General features: G+C 57.3%; 16 protein-coding genes. 4 read left to right on the top strand and 12 right to left on the bottom strand.

The features are described 5' to 3' along the window. Nucleotides 1-11 precede the first annotated feature (11 nt). The 6 genes from EJA70_RS15945 to rplM all read right to left on the bottom strand — a co-directional run bounded on the left by EJA70_RS15945 (nt 12) and on the right by rplM (nt 4,467). A complete protein-coding gene (locus EJA70_RS15945) occupies nt 12-629 on the bottom strand; it encodes a glutathione S-transferase N-terminal domain-containing protein (RefSeq protein ID WP_007917025.1) in 618 nt (205 codons plus the stop codon). A 146-nt stretch (nt 630-775) separates the two neighbouring features. Next, a complete protein-coding gene (locus tag EJA70_RS15940) occupies nt 776-1,558 on the bottom strand; it encodes a cytochrome c1 (protein ID WP_158831926.1) in 783 nt (260 codons plus the stop codon). After that, nucleotides 1,558-2,769: a cytochrome bc complex cytochrome b subunit gene (locus EJA70_RS15935; RefSeq protein WP_008080276.1), complete on the bottom strand. Its 1,212-nt coding sequence runs from the start codon at nt 2,767-2,769 to the stop codon at nt 1,558-1,560. The genes EJA70_RS15940 and EJA70_RS15935 overlap by 1 nt, the downstream gene beginning before the upstream one ends. Then, nucleotides 2,769-3,362, bottom strand: coding sequence for a ubiquinol-cytochrome c reductase iron-sulfur subunit (gene petA / locus EJA70_RS15930; protein ID WP_003228055.1), 594 nt, complete (start codon nt 3,360-3,362; stop codon nt 2,769-2,771). The genes EJA70_RS15935 and petA overlap by 1 nt, the downstream gene beginning before the upstream one ends. Nucleotides 3,363-3,631: 269 nt before the next feature. After that, a complete protein-coding gene (gene rpsI / locus EJA70_RS15925) occupies nt 3,632-4,024 on the bottom strand; it encodes a 30S ribosomal protein S9 (RefSeq protein WP_008080273.1) in 393 nt (130 codons plus the stop codon). A gap of 14 nt (nt 4,025-4,038) precedes the next feature. Further along, entirely contained in the window at nt 4,039-4,467 is a 429-nt protein-coding gene (gene rplM / locus EJA70_RS15920; RefSeq protein ID WP_007917032.1) for a 50S ribosomal protein L13, read from the bottom strand. Nucleotides 4,468-4,712: 245 nt separating this feature from the next. Here rplM and EJA70_RS15915 point away from each other — a divergent pair, with 245 nt between their 5' ends. Then, nucleotides 4,713-5,753, top strand: a complete 1,041-nt coding sequence (locus tag EJA70_RS15915) for an NADP(H)-dependent aldo-keto reductase (RefSeq protein WP_008080271.1) — start codon at nt 4,713-4,715, stop codon at nt 5,751-5,753. 103 nt (nt 5,754-5,856) lie between these two features. Here EJA70_RS15915 and EJA70_RS15910 read toward each other — a convergent pair whose 3' ends face one another. Then, complete coding sequence (locus EJA70_RS15910) at nt 5,857-6,993, bottom strand: acyl-CoA dehydrogenase family protein (protein WP_158831924.1); 1,137 nt, start codon at nt 6,991-6,993, stop codon at nt 5,857-5,859. A 250-nt stretch (nt 6,994-7,243) separates the two neighbouring features. Between EJA70_RS15910 and EJA70_RS15905 the strand changes: the two genes are divergently transcribed. After that, nucleotides 7,244-8,140, top strand: a complete 897-nt coding sequence (locus EJA70_RS15905) for a GlxA family transcriptional regulator (protein WP_177323306.1) — start codon at nt 7,244-7,246, stop codon at nt 8,138-8,140. Between the two features lie 150 nt (nt 8,141-8,290). On the opposite strand, the gene zapE is transcribed toward EJA70_RS15905, so the two are convergent. From zapE to EJA70_RS15890, 3 genes are all read right to left on the bottom strand, one after another. Beyond that, nucleotides 8,291-9,385 (bottom strand): cell division protein ZapE, encoded by a 1,095-nt coding sequence (zapE, locus tag EJA70_RS15900; protein WP_045123300.1) that lies wholly within the window; start codon nt 9,383-9,385, stop codon nt 8,291-8,293. 90 nt (nt 9,386-9,475) lie between these two features. Then, nucleotides 9,476-10,831, bottom strand: coding sequence for a tryptophan--tRNA ligase (locus EJA70_RS15895; RefSeq protein ID WP_158831922.1), 1,356 nt, complete (start codon nt 10,829-10,831; stop codon nt 9,476-9,478). Nucleotides 10,832-10,855: 24 nt separating this feature from the next. After that, nucleotides 10,856-11,485: an alpha/beta hydrolase gene (locus EJA70_RS15890; RefSeq protein WP_158831920.1), complete on the bottom strand. Its 630-nt coding sequence runs from the start codon at nt 11,483-11,485 to the stop codon at nt 10,856-10,858. 144 nt (nt 11,486-11,629) lie between these two features. Here EJA70_RS15890 and EJA70_RS15885 point away from each other — a divergent pair, with 144 nt between their 5' ends. Next, nucleotides 11,630-12,064 carry a YhcB family protein gene (locus EJA70_RS15885; protein WP_008086953.1) on the top strand — a complete coding sequence of 145 codons (435 nt, stop codon included), beginning with the start codon at nt 11,630-11,632 and terminating at the stop codon, nt 12,062-12,064. Nucleotides 12,065-12,304: 240 nt separating this feature from the next. Here the strand turns inward: EJA70_RS15885 and EJA70_RS15880 are convergent, their stop codons facing one another. Together EJA70_RS15880 and EJA70_RS15875 are read right to left on the bottom strand one after the other, a co-directional pair. Next, entirely contained in the window at nt 12,305-13,042 is a 738-nt protein-coding gene (locus EJA70_RS15880) for an OmpA family protein (protein ID WP_158831918.1), read from the bottom strand. Between the two features lie 109 nt (nt 13,043-13,151). Further along, nucleotides 13,152-13,796 carry an MBL fold metallo-hydrolase gene (locus EJA70_RS15875; protein WP_158831916.1) on the bottom strand — a complete coding sequence of 215 codons (645 nt, stop codon included), beginning with the start codon at nt 13,794-13,796 and terminating at the stop codon, nt 13,152-13,154. Between the two features lie 203 nt (nt 13,797-13,999). On the opposite strand from EJA70_RS15875, the gene EJA70_RS15870 reads away from it, so the two are divergent. Continuing rightward, nucleotides 14,000-16,874: M10 family metallopeptidase (locus EJA70_RS15870; RefSeq protein WP_256677691.1), on the top strand; the 2,875-nt coding region annotated here is incomplete at its 3' end.

Raw genomic sequence — 16,874 nt, 5'->3', positions numbered from 1 at the left:
CTCCTTAAGCCTTAGCGCATATCGCGTTCGACACCAGACAGACTCGCCTGGAATGCCTCACGCGCAAACGAGCGCTCCATATAATCAAGCAGCGGCTTGGCTGGCCGCGGCAGTTCAATACCCAGAATCGGCAAACGCCAGAGTATTGGCAATAGGCAGCAATCCACCAGACTTTGTTCCTCACTGAGGAAAAACGGCTTGTCGGCAAACAGCGGCGACACGCCAGTCAGGCTTTCGCGCAATTCCTTACGCGCCACGACCCGCGCAGCCTCCTTGCTTTTCGGATCCAGAATCAGATCCACCAGCCCACACCAGTCGCGCTGAATACGGTGAATCAGCAAACGGCTGTTGGCACGCGCCACCGGATAAACCGGCATCAAGGGCGGGTGCGGGTAACGCTCATCCAGATATTCCATCACCACGGTCGACTCCCACAACGCCAGGTCACGATCGACCAGCGTGGGCAGACTTCCGTAAGGGTTCACCTCAATCAGTTTAGGCGGCTGACGACCAGCCTCCACATAAATGATTTCGGCGCTGACACCCTTCTCTGCAAGCACGATGCGCACTCGGTGGGAATAGTGGTCGGCGGGGTCGGAGTAACAGGCCAACCGATTGGTCACGCCCATGGCGATCCTCCTCGCTTGTTGAATTTGTCGGAACCGGAAAAACGCGCGCGCCCAGAGGGCGCCTCCCGCAATGCCTGGCTAGCCAGACGTTGCGTTGTCGGAGGCGCCCTTGGGCGCGCGCGATTAACAGCAATGCTTGAAGCGTATCAGTGCACGTCTTTCCAGTATTCACGCTTGAGCAGGTAGGCGAACACAAAGAAGAACGCCAAGTACAGCAAGACGTAAGTACCGATGCGCTGATGTTGCAGCTTAACCGGGTTAGCCGAGTAAGCCAGGAAGGTTACCAGATTCTTGACCTTCTCATCGAACTGCTCTTCGTTCAGAGCACCGGATTTCGGCACGATGGTCAATTGATCGCACGCTTCATGGGTCAGCGGCGTGCCGGTCAGCGGGTCATATTGCTTCTTGCCGTCTTCGACGATCTGCACCTGTTTGCAGCCCACGACCTGACGACCTTGCAGACCGACCAGCACGTTAGGCATGCCGACGTTCGGGAAGACCTTGTTGTTCACACCCCAAGGGCGTGCAGGATCTTCGTAGAACGACTTCAGGTAACCGTAGAGCCAGTCAGTGCCACGCACGCGGGCAACCAGCGTCAGGTCTGGTGGCGCTGCGCCGAACCAGGTTTTGGCGTCGGTTGGCTGCATGCCGATGGTCATGTGATCGCCGATCTTCGCACCGGTGAACACCAGCTTCTCCAGCATCAATTCGTGCGACACACCGAGGTCATCGGCAACGCGCTCGTAACGCTGGAACTTGGCACTGTGGCAACCCATGCAATAGTTGGCGAAAGTACGCGCACCGTCCTGCAGGGCCGCTTTATCGGAGACGTCAATGTCGACTTTTTCCAGCTCCGGACCACCGTGTTCAGCAGCGAACGACAAGACAGGCAACGCAGCAAAAATCAGAGCAAAAAATAACTTTTTCATCAGCCAGTCACCCTTTCCGGAACCTTTTTGGTCTTCTCGAGCCTGGTGTAGAACGGCATCAGAATGAAGTAAGCGAAGTACAGGAAGGTGCAGACCTGCGACAGCAAGGTTCGCTCCGGCGTCGGCGCAAGCACACCGAGAATGCCGAGGATGACGAACGAAATGCAGAACACCACCAGCCAGATTTTGCTCATCCAGCCTTTGTAGCGCATCGATTTAACTGGGCTGCGATCCAGCCACGGCAACACAAACAACACCGCAATCGCCGCGCCCATGGCGATAACGCCCATGAGTTTGTCCGGGATCGCGCGCAGGATTGCGTAGAACGGTGTGAAGTACCAGACCGGCGCAATATGCTCTGGAGTCTTGAACGGGTTGGCTTGCTCAAAGTTTGGTTTTTCGAGGAAGTAGCCGCCCATTTCCGGGAAGAAGAACACAATAAAGCAGAAGATAAACAGGAACACCACGACACCGACAATGTCTTTCACGGTGTAGTACGGGTGGAAGGCGATGCCGTCCAGCGGGATGCCGTTTTCATCTTTGTGCTTCTTGATGTCGACGCCATCAGGGTTGTTCGAGCCGACTTCGTGCAGCGCCAGAATGTGCAGTACCACCAGACCGAGAATCACGATCGGCAGCGCCACAACGTGCAAGGCGAAGAAGCGGTTCAGGGTGATCCCCGAGATCAGGTAGTCACCACGAATCCACTGAGTCAGGTCGTTACCGATGACCGGAATCGCACCAAACAGCGAGATGATCACCTGGGCACCCCAGTACGACATCTGGCCCCATGGCAGCAGGTAACCCATGAACGCTTCAGCCATCAGCGCCAAGTAGATCAGCATGCCGAAGACCCAGACCAGCTCACGCGGTTTCTGGTACGAACCGTAGAGCAGACCACGGAACATGTGCAGATAAACCACGATGAAAAATGCCGAGGCACCGGTCGAGTGCAGCAGACGCAGGATCGAGCCGTACTCGACGTCACGCATGATGTATTCAACGGAGGCGAAGGCTTCTTCCGCCGACGGCGTGTAGCTCATTGTCAGCCAGACGCCGGTGACGATCTGGTTGACCAACACCAGCAACGCCAGCGAGCCGAAGAAATAGAAGAAGTTGAAGTTTTTTGGCGCGTAATACTTGCTGAGATGGTCTTCCCACATTTTGGTCGCGGGGAAGCGCGCATCAACCCAATCCATGAACTTGCTCATCACGCTTTCTCCGTATCGACGCCAATGACAATCAGGTCATCGGTCTCATAGGAATGCGGGGGAACTGGCAGGTTCAAAGGCGCAGGTTGCGACTTGTAGACGCGGCCAGCCAGATCGTAGTGGGAACCGTGGCAAGGGCAGAAATAACCGCCTACCCAGTCTTTGCCCAGATCCGCAGGTGCCACTTCGGGACGGAAGGTCGGTGAGCAACCCAGGTGTGTGCAGATCCCGATCAGCAGCAGAATTTCTGGCTTGATCGATCGCACTTCAGGGTCGACATAGGTGGGTTGCGTGGAGTTTTTGGAAGTTGGATCGGAGAGTTGGCCCTCGATCTTCTTGAGATTCCCCAGGATTTCCGCAGTACGGCGGACAATGAACACCGGCTGGCCGCGCCACTCAGCAATCATCTGCTGTCCTGGCTCGATCTTGCTGACATTCACTTTCACCGGTGCACCGGCGGCTTTCGCCTTGGCACTGGGAAACCATGACCCCACGAACGGGACCGCAGCCCCCACCGCTCCTGCAGCACCCACCACGGATGTGGCTGCTACCAAGAAGCGACGCCGGCCTGCATTCACGCCGTCATTGCTCATTCAGTCCTCTCCCATCAGCTTTTGTGGCCTGTTAAATCAGGCATCTACTAAATAAATCAATGTTACTTATAAAAATTTTGCCGAATGGTAATGAAAAGCCCCAATTCTGACAAGGGAATTACCCGGAGCTCTTACCCTCAAGCCTTGCAGTATAGGGGGTCTACGGAAGTGGCAAGTTGTCGCAGCGCAATTCTTTGATAAATCACAGGCATAAAAAAACGCCCGCTTCCGTGAGGAGGCGGGCGTTCTTTTTGAACGTGGAAGCGGAATTAACGCTTCGAGTACTGCGGACGCTTACGCGCTTTACGCAGACCAACTTTCTTACGTTCAACTTCACGGGCGTCGCGAGTAACGAAGCCAGCTTTGCGCAGAGCGCCACGCAGGGTTTCGTCGTAGTCCATCAGAGCGCGAGTGATGCCGTGGCGGATTGCGCCAGCTTGACCACTTACACCACCGCCGATCACGGTGACGTAGATGTCGAACTTCTCGACAGTCTCAGTCAGCTCCAGCGGCTGGCGAACTACCATGCGGGCAGTTTCGCGGCCGAAGAAGTTTTCCAGCGAACGGTTGTTGATGGAGATGTTACCAGTACCCGGACGCAGGAAAACGCGTGCGGTTGCGGTCTTGCGACGGCCAGTGCCGTAATTTTGAGTCGCCGACATAATGTACTATTCCGTTAAAACTTCAGTTCTTGGGGCTGCTGAGCAGTATGTGGGTGTGCAGCGCCCGCATAGACTTTCAGCTTACGGTACATGTCGCGACCCAGTGGGTTTTTAGGCAGCATGCCTTTAACCGCGGTCTCGATCACGCGCTCAGGGGCTTTAGCGATCAGCTTTTCAAAGTTGATCGACTTGATGCCGCCCGGGAAACCGGAGTGGGAGTAGTACATTTTGTCAGTGGTTTTAGCACCGGTAACACGAATCTGCTCAGCGTTGATTACGACGATGTAGTCGCCGGTGTCAACGTGAGGAGTGTACTCAGGCTTGTGCTTGCCACGCAGACGGCTCGCGATTTCGGTGGCCAGACGACCCAGGGTCTGACCAGCAGCGTCGACGACAAACCAGTCGCGCTTTACTGTTTCTGGTTTAGCAGTAAAAGTTTTCATTCTTTATAGCCTCAGGGGCCGCCCTGTAAATTAGACGGCGGATCTTACTGAATAGTGCGTACTTTGACAAGTCAAAGGCAGCCGGATACAGACGCTTTCGGGGGCTCGGGTCGGCGCGTCCGTTCAACGGCAAGATTCTTCGGCGGCGGCGCATCACTTCCACTGCAGAAAGAGGTCGGCAATTATGCAGATTGCGAAAAATATTTCAACCTGCTTTTATGATTGTTTTGCCCAAGGAGCACCCGATGGACTATCGCCAGCTAGGCCGTACCGACCTGAACGTGAGTGCAATCTGCCTCGGCACCATGACTTGGGGCGAGCAAAACACTGAAGCTGAAGCCTTCGCGCAGATCGAACGCGCCAAGGAAGCCGGGATCAATTTCATCGACACCGCCGAGATGTACCCGGTGCCGCCGAAAGCCGAAACCTACGCCACCACCGAGCGCTACATCGGCAATTACTTCAAAAGCCGCGGTGATCGCGCCGACTGGATCCTCGCCAGCAAAATCGCCGGCCCGGGCAACACCATCGACTACATCCGCGACAAAAACCTGCGCCACAACCGCCAGCACATCACCGCCGCAGTGGATGCCAGCCTCGAGCGCCTGCAAACCGACTACATCGACCTGTATCAATTGCACTGGCCGGAACGCAGCACCAACTTTTTCGGACAACTGGGCTACAAGCACAAGATCGAAGCCAACCTCACCCCGCTGGAAGACACGCTCGAAGCACTCGACGAGCAAGTGAAGGCCGGCAAGATCCGCCACATCGGCCTGTCCAACGAGACACCGTGGGGCACCATGCGTTTTCTCGCACTGGCCGAAGCCCGTGGCTGGCCGCGCGCGGTGTCGATCCAGAACCCGTACAACCTGCTCAACCGCAGTTTTGAAGTGGGCCTGGCGGAAATCGCCATCCGCGAACAGTGCGGCTTGCTCGCTTATTCGCCGCTGGCGTTCGGTTTCCTCTCAGGCAAGTACGAAGGTGGCGCACGTCCGCCGAAAGGCCGCCTGAGCCTCTATAGCCGCTTCAGCCGCTATTTCAACGCGCAATCGGAAGCAGCCTGCAGCCGTTACGTCGCACTGGCCCGTGAGCACGGCCTTGATCCGGCGCAGATGGCGTTGGCGTTCGTGACCCAGCAACCGTTCGTCACCAGCAACATCATTGGCGCGACGACGCTTGAGCAACTGGACAGCAACATCGCCAGTTTCGATCTGAAGCTTTCCGATGAAGTGCTGGAAGGGATTGAGGCGATTCACAAGGATCATCCGAACCCAGCGCCTTGATCAGCCGCTAAAAGCTTCGCGGGCAAGCCTTGCTCCTACAGAGAATCAAAATCCCGTAGGAGCAAGGCTTGCCTACGAAGGCGCCCGCCGCCTCACCACAACATCAGAGTGACCGCGCAATGATCTCTTTCATGATTTCATTGGTACCGGCATAAATCCGCTGTACGCGCGCATCCGCCCACGCCCGGGCCACCGGGTATTCCCACATGAAGCCGTAACCGCCATGCAACTGAACGCACTCGTCGAGCACCTTGCATTGCAGGTCGGTGCCCCAGTATTTGGCCATCGCGGCCGTCGGCACATCGAGCTTGCCTTGCAGGTGCAGTTCCAGACATTTGTCGACGAAGACTCGGCCGATCTGAATTTCAGTGGCCATCTCGGCTAGCTTGAAACGGGTATTCTGGAAATCGGCAATTGCCTTGCCGAAGGCTTTGCGATCACGGGTGTAATCCAGCGTCCACTGCAACGCCGCTTCCGCTGAGGCCAGCCCGCCAATCGCTACCGTCAGGCGTTCCTGCGGCAACTCCTGCATCAGATAGGCAAACCCTGCTCCCGCCTGCCCCAGCAGGTTTTCCTTGGGCACGCGCACGTCCTGGAAGAACAATTCCGAGGTGTCCTGCGCCTTCATGCCGACCTTCTCCAGGCGTTTGCCCTTTTCGAAGCCCGGCGTATTGGCCTCGACCAGAAACAGGCTGGTGCCCTTGGCGCCGGCCTTGGGATCGGTCTTGGCGACGACGATCACCAGATCGGCGAGAAAGCCGTTGGTGATGAAAGTTTTCGAGCCATTGATCACGTATTCGTCACCGTCGAGCACGGCAGTGGTTTTCACGCCTTGCAGGTCGGAACCGGCACCCGGCTCGGTCATGGCGATGGCCGTGACCATTTCGCCCGAGACCAGTTTCGGCAGGTACTTATGCTTCAGCGCCTCACTGCCGTAGTGCAGGATGTAAGGAGCAACAATATCGGAATGCAGCGAGAAACCGATGCCGGTCAGACCGAGCCGGCCGACCTCCTCAATCACCACAGCGCTGTACAAAAAGTCCGCCCCCAACCCGCCGTATTCCTCCGGCAGATGCGAGCAGAGCATCCCCGCCTCCCCTGCCTTGTTCCACAGATTACGGTCGATGTGGCCTTGTTTCTCCCACTGCGCATGGAACGGCACGGCCTCTTTTTCGAGGAAGGTTCGTACGCTGTCGCGAAATAATTCGTGCTCGGAGCTGAACAAGGTTCTGGGAATCATGCGGCACCTTTGTTTCTTGTTGGAGGGAGATGACCCTCAGAGACTATGCCTCCCCTCCGACACAGGACACTGGACACATCCGACAAAAAATAAGACGATCCAGCCGTCTGGTGACCACTTTCCCTTATAAAAACAAAACAAAAGTTGAATTATGTCCAAGCAAGTCTCCACGCCCTTGCGGCGCGTCAGCATCCTGGCGATCGACCAGGTTTTCGCCTTCACCCTCATGCAAGCCAAGGATTTTTTCCATGTGGCGAGCCTGCGTTACGGCAAGCAACTGGGCCACGGCCTGACGCCGGCGTTTGAAACGCGCCTCGTCAGCCCCGACGGCAAACCGGTGAAAAGCTTCAGTGACGTAGTCATCCCGGTGGACGGCGGTCTGGAAAACACCGATATCATCATCCTCCCGGCGTTCTGGGATGACTTCGATACGTTATGCAGCCGTTACCCACAAATCCTGCCCTGGCTGCGCGAACAACACGCTCGCGGCGCGGTACTGTGCGGCGAAGCCACCGGCGTGTTCTGGCTGGCCGAGGCCGGATTGCTCAATGGCAAGGAGGCGACCACCTACTGGCGTTTCTTCAATGCCTTCGCCGAGCGTTTCCCCCGGGTGCACCTCAATCAGGACAAGCACCTGACCGACGCTGACAATCTCTATTGCGCCGGCGGCACCACATCAGCCTGCGACCTTTACATTTATCTGATCGAGCGCTTCTGCGGGGCCAACGTCGCCCAGGCCGTGGCCCGCGACATCCTTTACGAAGTGCAGCGCAATTACTCCCCGGGGCGCATTGGTTTTGGCGGGCAGAAGCTGCATCAGGACGTGATCATCCTGCAGATTCAGCATTGGCTTGAAGAGCACTTCGCCGACAAATTCCGCTTCGAAGATGTGGCGCGCGAGCATGGCATGAGCATTCGTAACTTCATGCGTCGCTTCCAGACTGCGACTGGCGACAAGCCCCTGCATTACCTGCAACGCCTGCGTATCGAGACGGCCAAGGGCCTGTTGTCCGGTAGCCGCAAGAGCATCAAGACCATCAGTTATGAGGTCGGTTACGACGACGCGAGCTTCTTTGCGCGGTTGTTCCGCCAGCACACCGAGCTGTCGCCGAACCAGTATCGGCAGCAGTTCCAACAGGCTGCCTAACCCTCTGTCCACACACAAACCCTGTGGGAGCTGGCTTGCCAGCGATGGCATCGTGTCAGGTGATACTTATTTCTCTGACGAACCGCTATCGCTGGCAAGCCAGCTCCCACAGGGATCACAGTACATTCGGATTTTTATGCCGAAATCCGCTTAAGGCTTGTGCGCCCGCGACAGGAATTCGTGCGATTGCATTTCCAGCAGACGGCTCAGCGTGCGCTGGAATTCGAAATTCAAGCGGCCGCCGGTGTACAGATCCTTCAGCTCGACTTCAGCAGAAATGATCAGCTTGACGTTACGGTCGTAGAACTCGTCGACCATGTTGATAAAGCGGCGAGCGATGTCGTCAGTGGTGACGCTCATCTGCTCGACACCGCTAAGCAGCACGGCGTGGAAGATTTTGCCCAGTTCGATGTAATCGTTCTGGCTACGCGGGCCGTCGCACAGTTCGCGGAAGTCGAACCAGGCCACGTCATCACAAGTGCGCAGGGCACGAATCTCACGGTTTTCGATGATCAGCACATCGTTCTCGACCGCCGCAGTGCACTCCGGCGTCAGCGCGCGGAAGCTCTTGCGCAGGCTTTCGTGGGACGCTTCGTCGAGCGGGAAGTGGAACAGCTCCGCTTGTTCGAGGTGACGCAGACGGTAGTCGACACCGCTGTCGACGTTGACGATCTCGGTGTTCTGCTTGATCAGCGCGATGGCCGGCAGGAAACGCGCGCGTTGCAGGCCGTCCTTGTACAGTCCGTCCGGGACGATGTTCGAGGTCGCGACCAGGGTCACGCCATTTTTGAACAGTTCTTCCATCAACGTGCCGAGGATCATTGCGTCGGTGATGTCGGAAACAAAGAATTCATCGAAGCAGATCACCCGCGACTCGTCGGAGAAACGCTTGGCAATGATGGTCAGCGGGTTTTTCTCGCCGCCGAGGGTCTTCATCTCTTCGTGCACGCGCTTCATGAAGCGGTGGAAGTGGGTGCGGGTCTTTTCCTTGAACGGCAGCGCTTCGAAGAAGGTGTCGACCAGGTAAGTTTTGCCGCGACCTACGCCGCCCCAGAAATACAGACCCTTGACCGGCGTCTGATCCTTTTTGCCAAACAGTTTGCTCAGCAGACCTGGCTTGTTCTGATCAGCCGCGATCAGATCGTCGTACAGACGCTGCAAATGACGCACAGCAGTTTCCTGCGCGGCGTCATGGAAGAAGTCCGGGCGTTTCAGATCAGCTTGGTATCGTTCTAGGGGCGTCATAATTCGTTAGCAAGGCAACAAAAACGGGCCGTCACTGTAGCGACGGCCCGTGGGAATGGCAATCGGCCCTTGGTCGGACCGTGCCGCCGATTAGTCCTGAACCGGGGTCAGCGCAATGCGCAACGCCTCGATGGCCGCGTCCCGCGCAACAGCGTCGGCGAACGCCGGGCTGTCGCCGACACACTCGCCTTCCAGCCAGACGCTGAAACTCAGGTCTTCGCTGCGCACGTCCAGCGGTTGGCCGGACTGCAGTTGTTTGGTCACTTGCCCTGCGGTTTTACCGTCGGCGAAGTTGCGCGACAACAGCAATTGCTCACCATCGGCCGCCAGCAGACGGAAGCGGAAGCTGCCGTCGTCTTCACGGAAGCTGACGAAGCGTGCGGCTTTTGCAGCTTTCTTCTTGGTGGTTGCGGCAACCTGAACTTGATTGACGAACGAACGCAGGCCAACCGCTTCGCGCAGTTCGTTGAGGAACGGCGTCGCCACAGCACGGGCCTTCTTGGCGCCGATTTGCAGAATGTCTTCCAGATCAGCCGGGCGCTCGATCAACTGGTGATACTTGTCGCGCGCTTCGCCGAGATCGTTGTCGAGCAACTGGAACAGACGGTTCTTCGCCTCGCCCCAACCCAGACCACCGAGCAGTTCGCTGCGGAATTCGTCAGCCTGCGCTGGCGTGGCGAACGCCTGGAACAGGGTGAACAGGTGCGAGTTGTCCGGATCCTTGGCTTCACCTGGCGCTTTCGAGTCAGTAACGATCCGCGAAATCGCGTCCTTCATTTCTTTGGCGCTGGAGAACAACGGGATGGTGTTGTCGTAGCTCTTCGACATCTTGCGACCGTCGAGGCCTGGCAATGTCGCCACGCTTTCTTCGATCAGCGCTTCGGGCATGGTGAAGAATTCTTTGCCCTGACCGAACAAGTGGTTGAAGCGCTGGCCGATATCACGGGCCATTTCCACGTGCTGGATCTGGTCACGACCGACCGGCACTTTGTGCGCGTTGAACATCAGGATGTCCGCGGCCATCAGCACCGGGTAGCTGTAGAGGCCCATGGTGATGCCAGCGTCCGGGTCTTCACCGGTTTCGACGTTCTTGTCCACCGACGCCTTGTAGGCGTGCGCACGGTTGAGCAGGCCCTTGGCGGCAACGCAGGTCAGCAGCCAGGTCAGTTCAGGGATTTCCGGGATGTCGGACTGGCGGTAGAACGTCACGCGGTCGACATCGAGCCCACCGGCCAGCCAGGTCGCGGCGATTTCCAGACGCGAGCGCTGGATGCGCAGCGGGTCATCGCATTTGATCAGGGCGTGGTAGTCGGCCAGGAAGTAGAACGAATCGGCATTGCTGTCACGGCTGGCAAGGATCGCCGGGCGGATGGCGCCGGCGTAGTTGCCCAGGTGCGGGGTGCCGGTGGTGGTGATGCCGGTGAGGATACGGGTACGGTTCGTCATGGGTAATCGCTTGTCAGACTGCAATCAATTCGAGAGACGCGGCAGGAGCAGATCCTTGAGATCGGTCAGCTTGCCATGAAAAAAGTGTCCGCATTCTGCCACTTTCAACAGCTCATGGGGGCGCTGGAGTTTTTCCGACCAGTCGTAAACCAGCTGCGGATCGATGACTTCGTCGGTTTCCGGCTGGATCACGGTGAGTTCGCCGTGTTGCGGCAGTTGATCCTGCTCGCCAAGACGCATGACCGCCGGGGCGACCATGAACAGGTGCTTGAGCTGTACGCCCTGCGCTTCGAGACGACCGCCGAGACTTGCTGCAACAAATCCGCCAAAGGAGAAACCGAACAGGGTCAGCGGCAGATCCGGGTGTTTTTCCCGCAGCCATGCCGCAGCCGCCTGGGCATCGTCGACTTCACCGGTGCCCATGTCGTGCGAACCTTCGCTGGCGCCGACGCCACGATAGTTGAAACGCAAGGTGATCAGACCGGCGTCGCGCGCGGTGCGCTGCAGGGTCGAGACGACCTTGTTGAGCATGGTGCCGCCCTGCACCGGGTTCGGATGGCAGATCAGCGCGATGCCGCGCGGCTGCTCATTGTCGAGGTACAAGGCTTCGATTTGGCCGACTGGGCCGGCAATCACTACAGGGGTTTCACGCATCAGCAAGGAAGGAACTCCGTGACCTCGAATCGGGTCGACTCGTCTAGCAAATTGTCTGTGCCAATCTATTGCGAGTGAATCGCGGTATACAGCGCAGGTTCGAGCCGTTAACGTAAAGCAAAGCCGTTTATAGAGGAAGGACTCGTGGAACACTCGCTCTTAGTTTGGTTGTTACCGACTCTTGCCCTGGTTGTGGGTGTCGCCATTGGATTCCTGATCGCGCGCGTTGTGCCAAGCGCCGCGCCGAGCCGCACGCAGCGTCAACTGGATGATATCCAGGAGCGTTTCGACAGTTATCAAAACGAAGTGGTCACCCACTTCAACAGCACCGCGACGCTGGTCAAGAAACTGACCCAGAGCTATCAGGAAGTGCAGGATCATCTCGCCGAGGGCGCCAACCGTCTGGCCCTGGACGAGCAGACCCGTCAACGCCTGATCGCCGCGCTGCACGCCGACGCGGTACAGACCCCGCGCGAACGCCTGACGCCACCGCGCGATCAAGAGCCGCCGCGCGACTACGCACCGAAAACCCCGAATGCACCGGGGATGCTCGATGAGCATTATGGTCTGAAGAAGTAATCAGCCTTCGCTGCAAACAAAAGCCCCCGGACAGTGAAGTGTCCGGGGGCTTTTTTGTATCTGATGACTTGGCAGCCCCCAAAACCCGCAGGAGCTGTCGAGTGAAACGAGGCTGCGATCTTTTGATCTTGTGATCTTGTATTTAACCGCCAAGATCAAAAGATCGCAGCGTGCCGCAGCTCCTACAGGAACAAAAATGCCCGATCACCGGATCGGGCATTTTTTCATACGGGCAATCGTTTACGGATACTGCTGAACCGTGCCCGGCTGTTGTTGCTGCGGAGCACCATACTGCTGCCCCGGAATCGCCTTCAGGTTGACCTCGACCCGACGGTTCTGCGCCCGGCCATTGACGTCACCGTTGCTGGCGATCGGGTTATCCGGACCGGCACCACGCGCCGACAGATTGGCACCGCTGACGCCTTGAGAGGTCAGGTAGGTCGCCACGCTCTGCGCACGACGCTGCGACAGGTCCATGTTGTGCTGGCGGCTGCCAGTGCTGTCGGTGTAGCCGACGATTTCAATCTGGTTCTGGCTGAATTCCTTCAGCGAGCCCGCGAGGTTGTTCAGCGGCTGGTAGAAGCTGGAAGCGATGTTCGCCGAGTCGGTGGCGAAGGTGATATTGCCCGGCATGATCAGCTTGATCTGATCGCCCTGGCGCTGCACTTCAACACCGGTGTTGGCCATGCTCGCGCGCAGTTTTTTCTCTTGCTGGTCGGCGTAGTAACCGTAGCCGGCTGCCGAGGCACCCACCACGGCCGCGCCGATCAGCGCGCCCTTGCCACGATTGTCGTGACCGATGGCGGCACCGGCCAGAGCTCCCGCCAGAGCGCCGAGACCACCGTACTTGGCGGTTTTGCTCATGCCTTGCGAGCCGCCGTCGGCCTGGCCCTGATTGTCATACGGGTTGGGCGAGGCGCAGCCGGACAGCACGGCCACGGCAGTAGCGACAATAATCAAACGACGCGTGGTGAACATGGAAAGCTCCTACTTTTGCATTCTATGGTGGCCATTTGGCAATGGACCTGTGCGGGCGTTGGATCATGACAATGCCGAAAAATTCCGCCGACAACCCGTGACAAAATATTTAGGCACGCACAAACGGGTTCTCGCGCATTTCATCGCCCAGACGCGTATCCGGACCATGGCCAGTCACAACCGTGGCGTCTTCATCCAGGGTGTACAGCCGTTGCTTGATTGAGCGGACAATGGTCGCCTGATCGCCGCCCCACAAATCCGTGCGCCCTACGCCGCGACGAAACAGCGTGTCGCCGGCAATCAACAGCTTAGCCTCGGAAAACCAAAAGCTCATGGAACCTGGCGTATGCCCCGGCGTATGCAGCGCCACGCCGCAGCCACAGGCCAACTCCTCATCGTCGCTCAACCAGCGATCCGGCGATGGCACCGGCACGTAAGGCACGCCGAACATCTGGCATTGCATCTCCAGGTTGTCCCAGAGGAATTGATCTTCCTTGTGCAGATGCAGGGTCGCGCCAGTTTTCTCCTTCATCTGCCCGGAAGCGAGAAAGTGATCGAGGTGTGCGTGGGTGTGGATGATGCTCACCACTTTCAGACCCAACGCATCCAGGCGCGCCATGATCAGATCGGGGTTTCCGCCCGGGTCGACGACAATGGCTTTCTTGGTGATCGGGTCGCCGATGATGGTGCAGTTGCACTGCAAAGGGCCGACGGGGAAGGTTTCGCGGATGAGTGAAGACGTTACAGCTGACATGAAAATCCTCGACAGACGGCAAAGGGCGTTAGCTCAGGATTCTACTGCACAGGCCGATATAGAACGCCAGGTCAGTAATTTGACGCCACCAATCAGAAAATAGTGGCCCAATGATGTCAAATGTATAAATTCTGGTGCAAAATCGCCTTCTTTTTTGTAGCGGTCGCATTCAGGAAGGGCCGCATAGTATTCAGGAAATCCCTATGCCGACGCCCAAGACTTACTCCTTCAGTTTCCCTTCCTCACTGACCGGCAATGCTCTTGTCGACAGTCTCATTTCCGGCACTTACTGGCTGGGATCGAACTGGAGTCCGTTTGGGCCAACCAACCTGAGCTATAGCTTCATGGCGCCGGGTACCTCGTACTTCGTCACCAATTACAGCCCTGACAATGAATACAATGCGCTCTATGAACTGACGTCGGGTCAGAAAAATGCGGTGATCACTGCATTGGGTTCGTGGAGTGCGGTTGCCAACCTCAATTTCACGCTGACCAGCGATGCGCTGACCAACGTCGGTGATCTGCGTTTCGGCGGCTACCGACTGATGGATAACAAGACCGCAGCGTGGGCTTATTTCCCTGACGACACGCCGGTTGCCGGCGATGTCTGGATCGGTCCACAAACCAACGATCCGAATCCGGGCAAAGGCACTTACGACTACATGACCTTCGTGCATGAAATCGGCCATGCACTGGGTCTCAAACACCCATTCGATACCAGCCCAACCAACAAGACTCTGCTCAATCCGCAGTTTGACGACGTTCACTTCACGGTGATGAGTTACAACAGCAACTATTCCTATCAGCCGACAACGCCGATGATCCTCGACATCATCGCGATTCAGAGTCTGTATGGCGCCAACATGCAGTGGCAGACCGGTGACAACGTCTACAAATGGGACGCCAACCAGTCGATCTTCGAGACTATTTGGGATGCCGGTGGCAATGACACCATCGATGGCAGCAATCAGCTGGCTGCCGTCTCGATCAACCTGAACGAAGGCGCCTACAGCCAGATCGGCAAAACATTCATGGACCTCAACAGCAATACCGCCATCAATGACGGGCTCGGTATTGCGATGGGCGCCAAGATCGAAAATGCCGTTGGCTCGGCCTTCAACGACACGTTGATCGGTAACGATCTGGATAACACCCTTAACGGTATGGCGGGTGCCGATGCCATGACCGGGGGTAACGGTAACGACACTTACTACGTCGATAACGTCGGCGATACCATCGTTGAACTCGCGACGGCCGGTTCAGGCATCGACACTGTCATTTCGTCGATCAGCTACACCTTGGGCAACAACCTCGAAAATCTCACGCTGGCCGGCTGGGGCAACCTGAACGCGACCGGTAACGGACTGAATAACGTGCTGACCGGCAATGCCGGCAACAACATCATGGACGGTGGCGTGGGCGCAGACACGATGATCGGGGGCGCCGGTAACGACACCTACTACGTCGACAACATCATGGATACGGTGATCGAGACCAGCACCGTGCCAAACGAGATCGACAATGTCATCTCCTCTGTCGGTTTTGCGCTGGGGGCCAACGTTGAAAACCTGACCCTGACCGGTACCGACAACATCAATGCGGTTGGCAACAACCTCAACAACATCCTCATCGGCAACAGCGGCAACAACTCGCTGAGCGGCGGAGCGGGCCTGGACACCATGATCGGTGGTGCCGGCAATGACGTGTACAACATCGATCAGGCCGGTGAACTGGCGCTACTGGTTGAAAACGCGAACGAGGGTTCAGATGTCCTGAACATCACCTACGCCGCCACACCGCAGACCAATGTCATCGATCTCAACCAGACCAGCCTGCAGAACGTTGAAAACGTACTGTTGACCGGTGCTGGTGCCTTCACCGTGGTCGGCAACGACCTGGACAACATCCTGGTCGGCAACGCCTACAACAACACCCTTCAAGGTGGCGCCGGCAATGATCAACTGGACGGCGGCGCAGGTATCGACACACTGGTCGGAGGCACCGGGGACGACATCTACACCGTCGATAACGCTGCCGACATCATCGTTGAGGCGACTGGCGAAGGTCATGATCTGGTCAAGGCCTCCGCGAGCTATACCCTGGCAGCCAACGTCGAAGACGGTCTGCTCTTGGGCAACGCCTCACTGAATCTGACCGGCAATGACCTGGACAACACCCTGACCGGCAACAACGGCAACAACATCCTCAATGGTGGGACAGGCGCCGATACGATGATCGGCGGTGCAGGCAACGATATTTATTATGTCGATAACATCGGCGACAAGGTCATTGAGCAAAATTTTTCGCTGACAGAAATCGATACCGTCATGTCGACGATCGATTACACCCTGGGTGACAACCTGGAGAACCTGACCTTGTTGGGCTCCGCCAATATCAACGGCACCGGCAACTGGTTCAACAACACCCTGATTGGCAACAGCGGCAATAATACCCTCAACGGTGGGGCGGGTGCCGACACCATGATCGGTGGTGCGGGCAACGACACCTATGTCGTCGATAATATCAATGACCTGGTGGTCGAGACCGGGTTCAAGAACAACGGCATTGATACCGTTCAATCCTCCATCAGCTACACCTTGAGCGATAGTGTCGAAAATCTGACCCTTACCGGCTTCGCCAACATCAACGCTGTCGGCAACGCTGAAGATAACGTGCTGATCGGCAATGCCGGCAACAACATCCTGGTCGGCGGCGCTGGTATCGATACGATGATCGGCGGTGCAGGCGATGACGTCTACAACATTGACGACCTCCACGAGCTTGACCTATTGGTCGAAAATGCCAACGAGGGTACGGATGTTCTGAACATCACCTACAACCCTAATCGCTTGGAAACACTTGTCGACCTGACCAAGAACAATCTGCAGAACGTCGAAAACGTGCTGCTGACCGGTGTCGGCGAATTCAGGGTGATTGGTAACGCCTTGAACAACATCATCGTCGGCAACGCCAGCAACAACATCCTTGATGGCGGCCTCGGTGCCGATACCATGACCGGCGGCGACGGCAACGACACCTATTACGTCGACAACGTCGGCGACACGATTGTCGAGCAGG

Source organism: Pseudomonas sp. PB103 (genome assembly GCF_009764635.1).
Taxonomy (GTDB): domain Bacteria; phylum Pseudomonadota; class Gammaproteobacteria; order Pseudomonadales; family Pseudomonadaceae; genus Aquipseudomonas.
The sequence above is the reverse complement of the archived record's forward strand: the minus strand, read 5'-3'. Positions and strand labels throughout refer to the sequence as shown.

Coding starts and splice junctions, on each gene's coding strand:
- rpsI (WP_008080273.1), bottom strand. CDS start 4,024: ATGTCGGCGACTCAAAATTACGGCACTGGCCGTCGCAAGACCGCAACC.
- EJA70_RS15880 (WP_158831918.1), bottom strand. CDS start 13,042: ATGTTCACCACGCGTCGTTTGATTATTGTCGCTACTGCCGTGGCCGTG.
- EJA70_RS15875 (WP_158831916.1), bottom strand. CDS start 13,796: ATGTCAGCTGTAACGTCTTCACTCATCCGCGAAACCTTCCCCGTCGGC.
- EJA70_RS15935 (WP_008080276.1), bottom strand. CDS start 2,769: ATGAGCAAGTTCATGGATTGGGTTGATGCGCGCTTCCCCGCGACCAAA.
- petA (WP_003228055.1), bottom strand. CDS start 3,362: ATGAGCAATGACGGCGTGAATGCAGGCCGGCGTCGCTTCTTGGTAGCA.
- EJA70_RS15910 (WP_158831924.1), bottom strand. CDS start 6,993: ATGATTCCCAGAACCTTGTTCAGCTCCGAGCACGAATTATTTCGCGAC.
- EJA70_RS15895 (WP_158831922.1), bottom strand. CDS start 10,831: ATGACGAACCGTACCCGTATCCTCACCGGCATCACCACCACCGGCACC.
- EJA70_RS15890 (WP_158831920.1), bottom strand. CDS start 11,485: ATGCGTGAAACCCCTGTAGTGATTGCCGGCCCAGTCGGCCAAATCGAA.
- EJA70_RS15915 (WP_008080271.1), top strand. CDS start 4,713: ATGGACTATCGCCAGCTAGGCCGTACCGACCTGAACGTGAGTGCAATC.
- EJA70_RS15940 (WP_158831926.1), bottom strand. CDS start 1,558: ATGAAAAAGTTATTTTTTGCTCTGATTTTTGCTGCGTTGCCTGTCTTG.
- rplM (WP_007917032.1), bottom strand. CDS start 4,467: ATGAAAACTTTTACTGCTAAACCAGAAACAGTAAAGCGCGACTGGTTT.
- EJA70_RS15945 (WP_007917025.1), bottom strand. CDS start 629: ATGGGCGTGACCAATCGGTTGGCCTGTTACTCCGACCCCGCCGACCAC.
- zapE (WP_045123300.1), bottom strand. CDS start 9,385: ATGACGCCCCTAGAACGATACCAAGCTGATCTGAAACGCCCGGACTTC.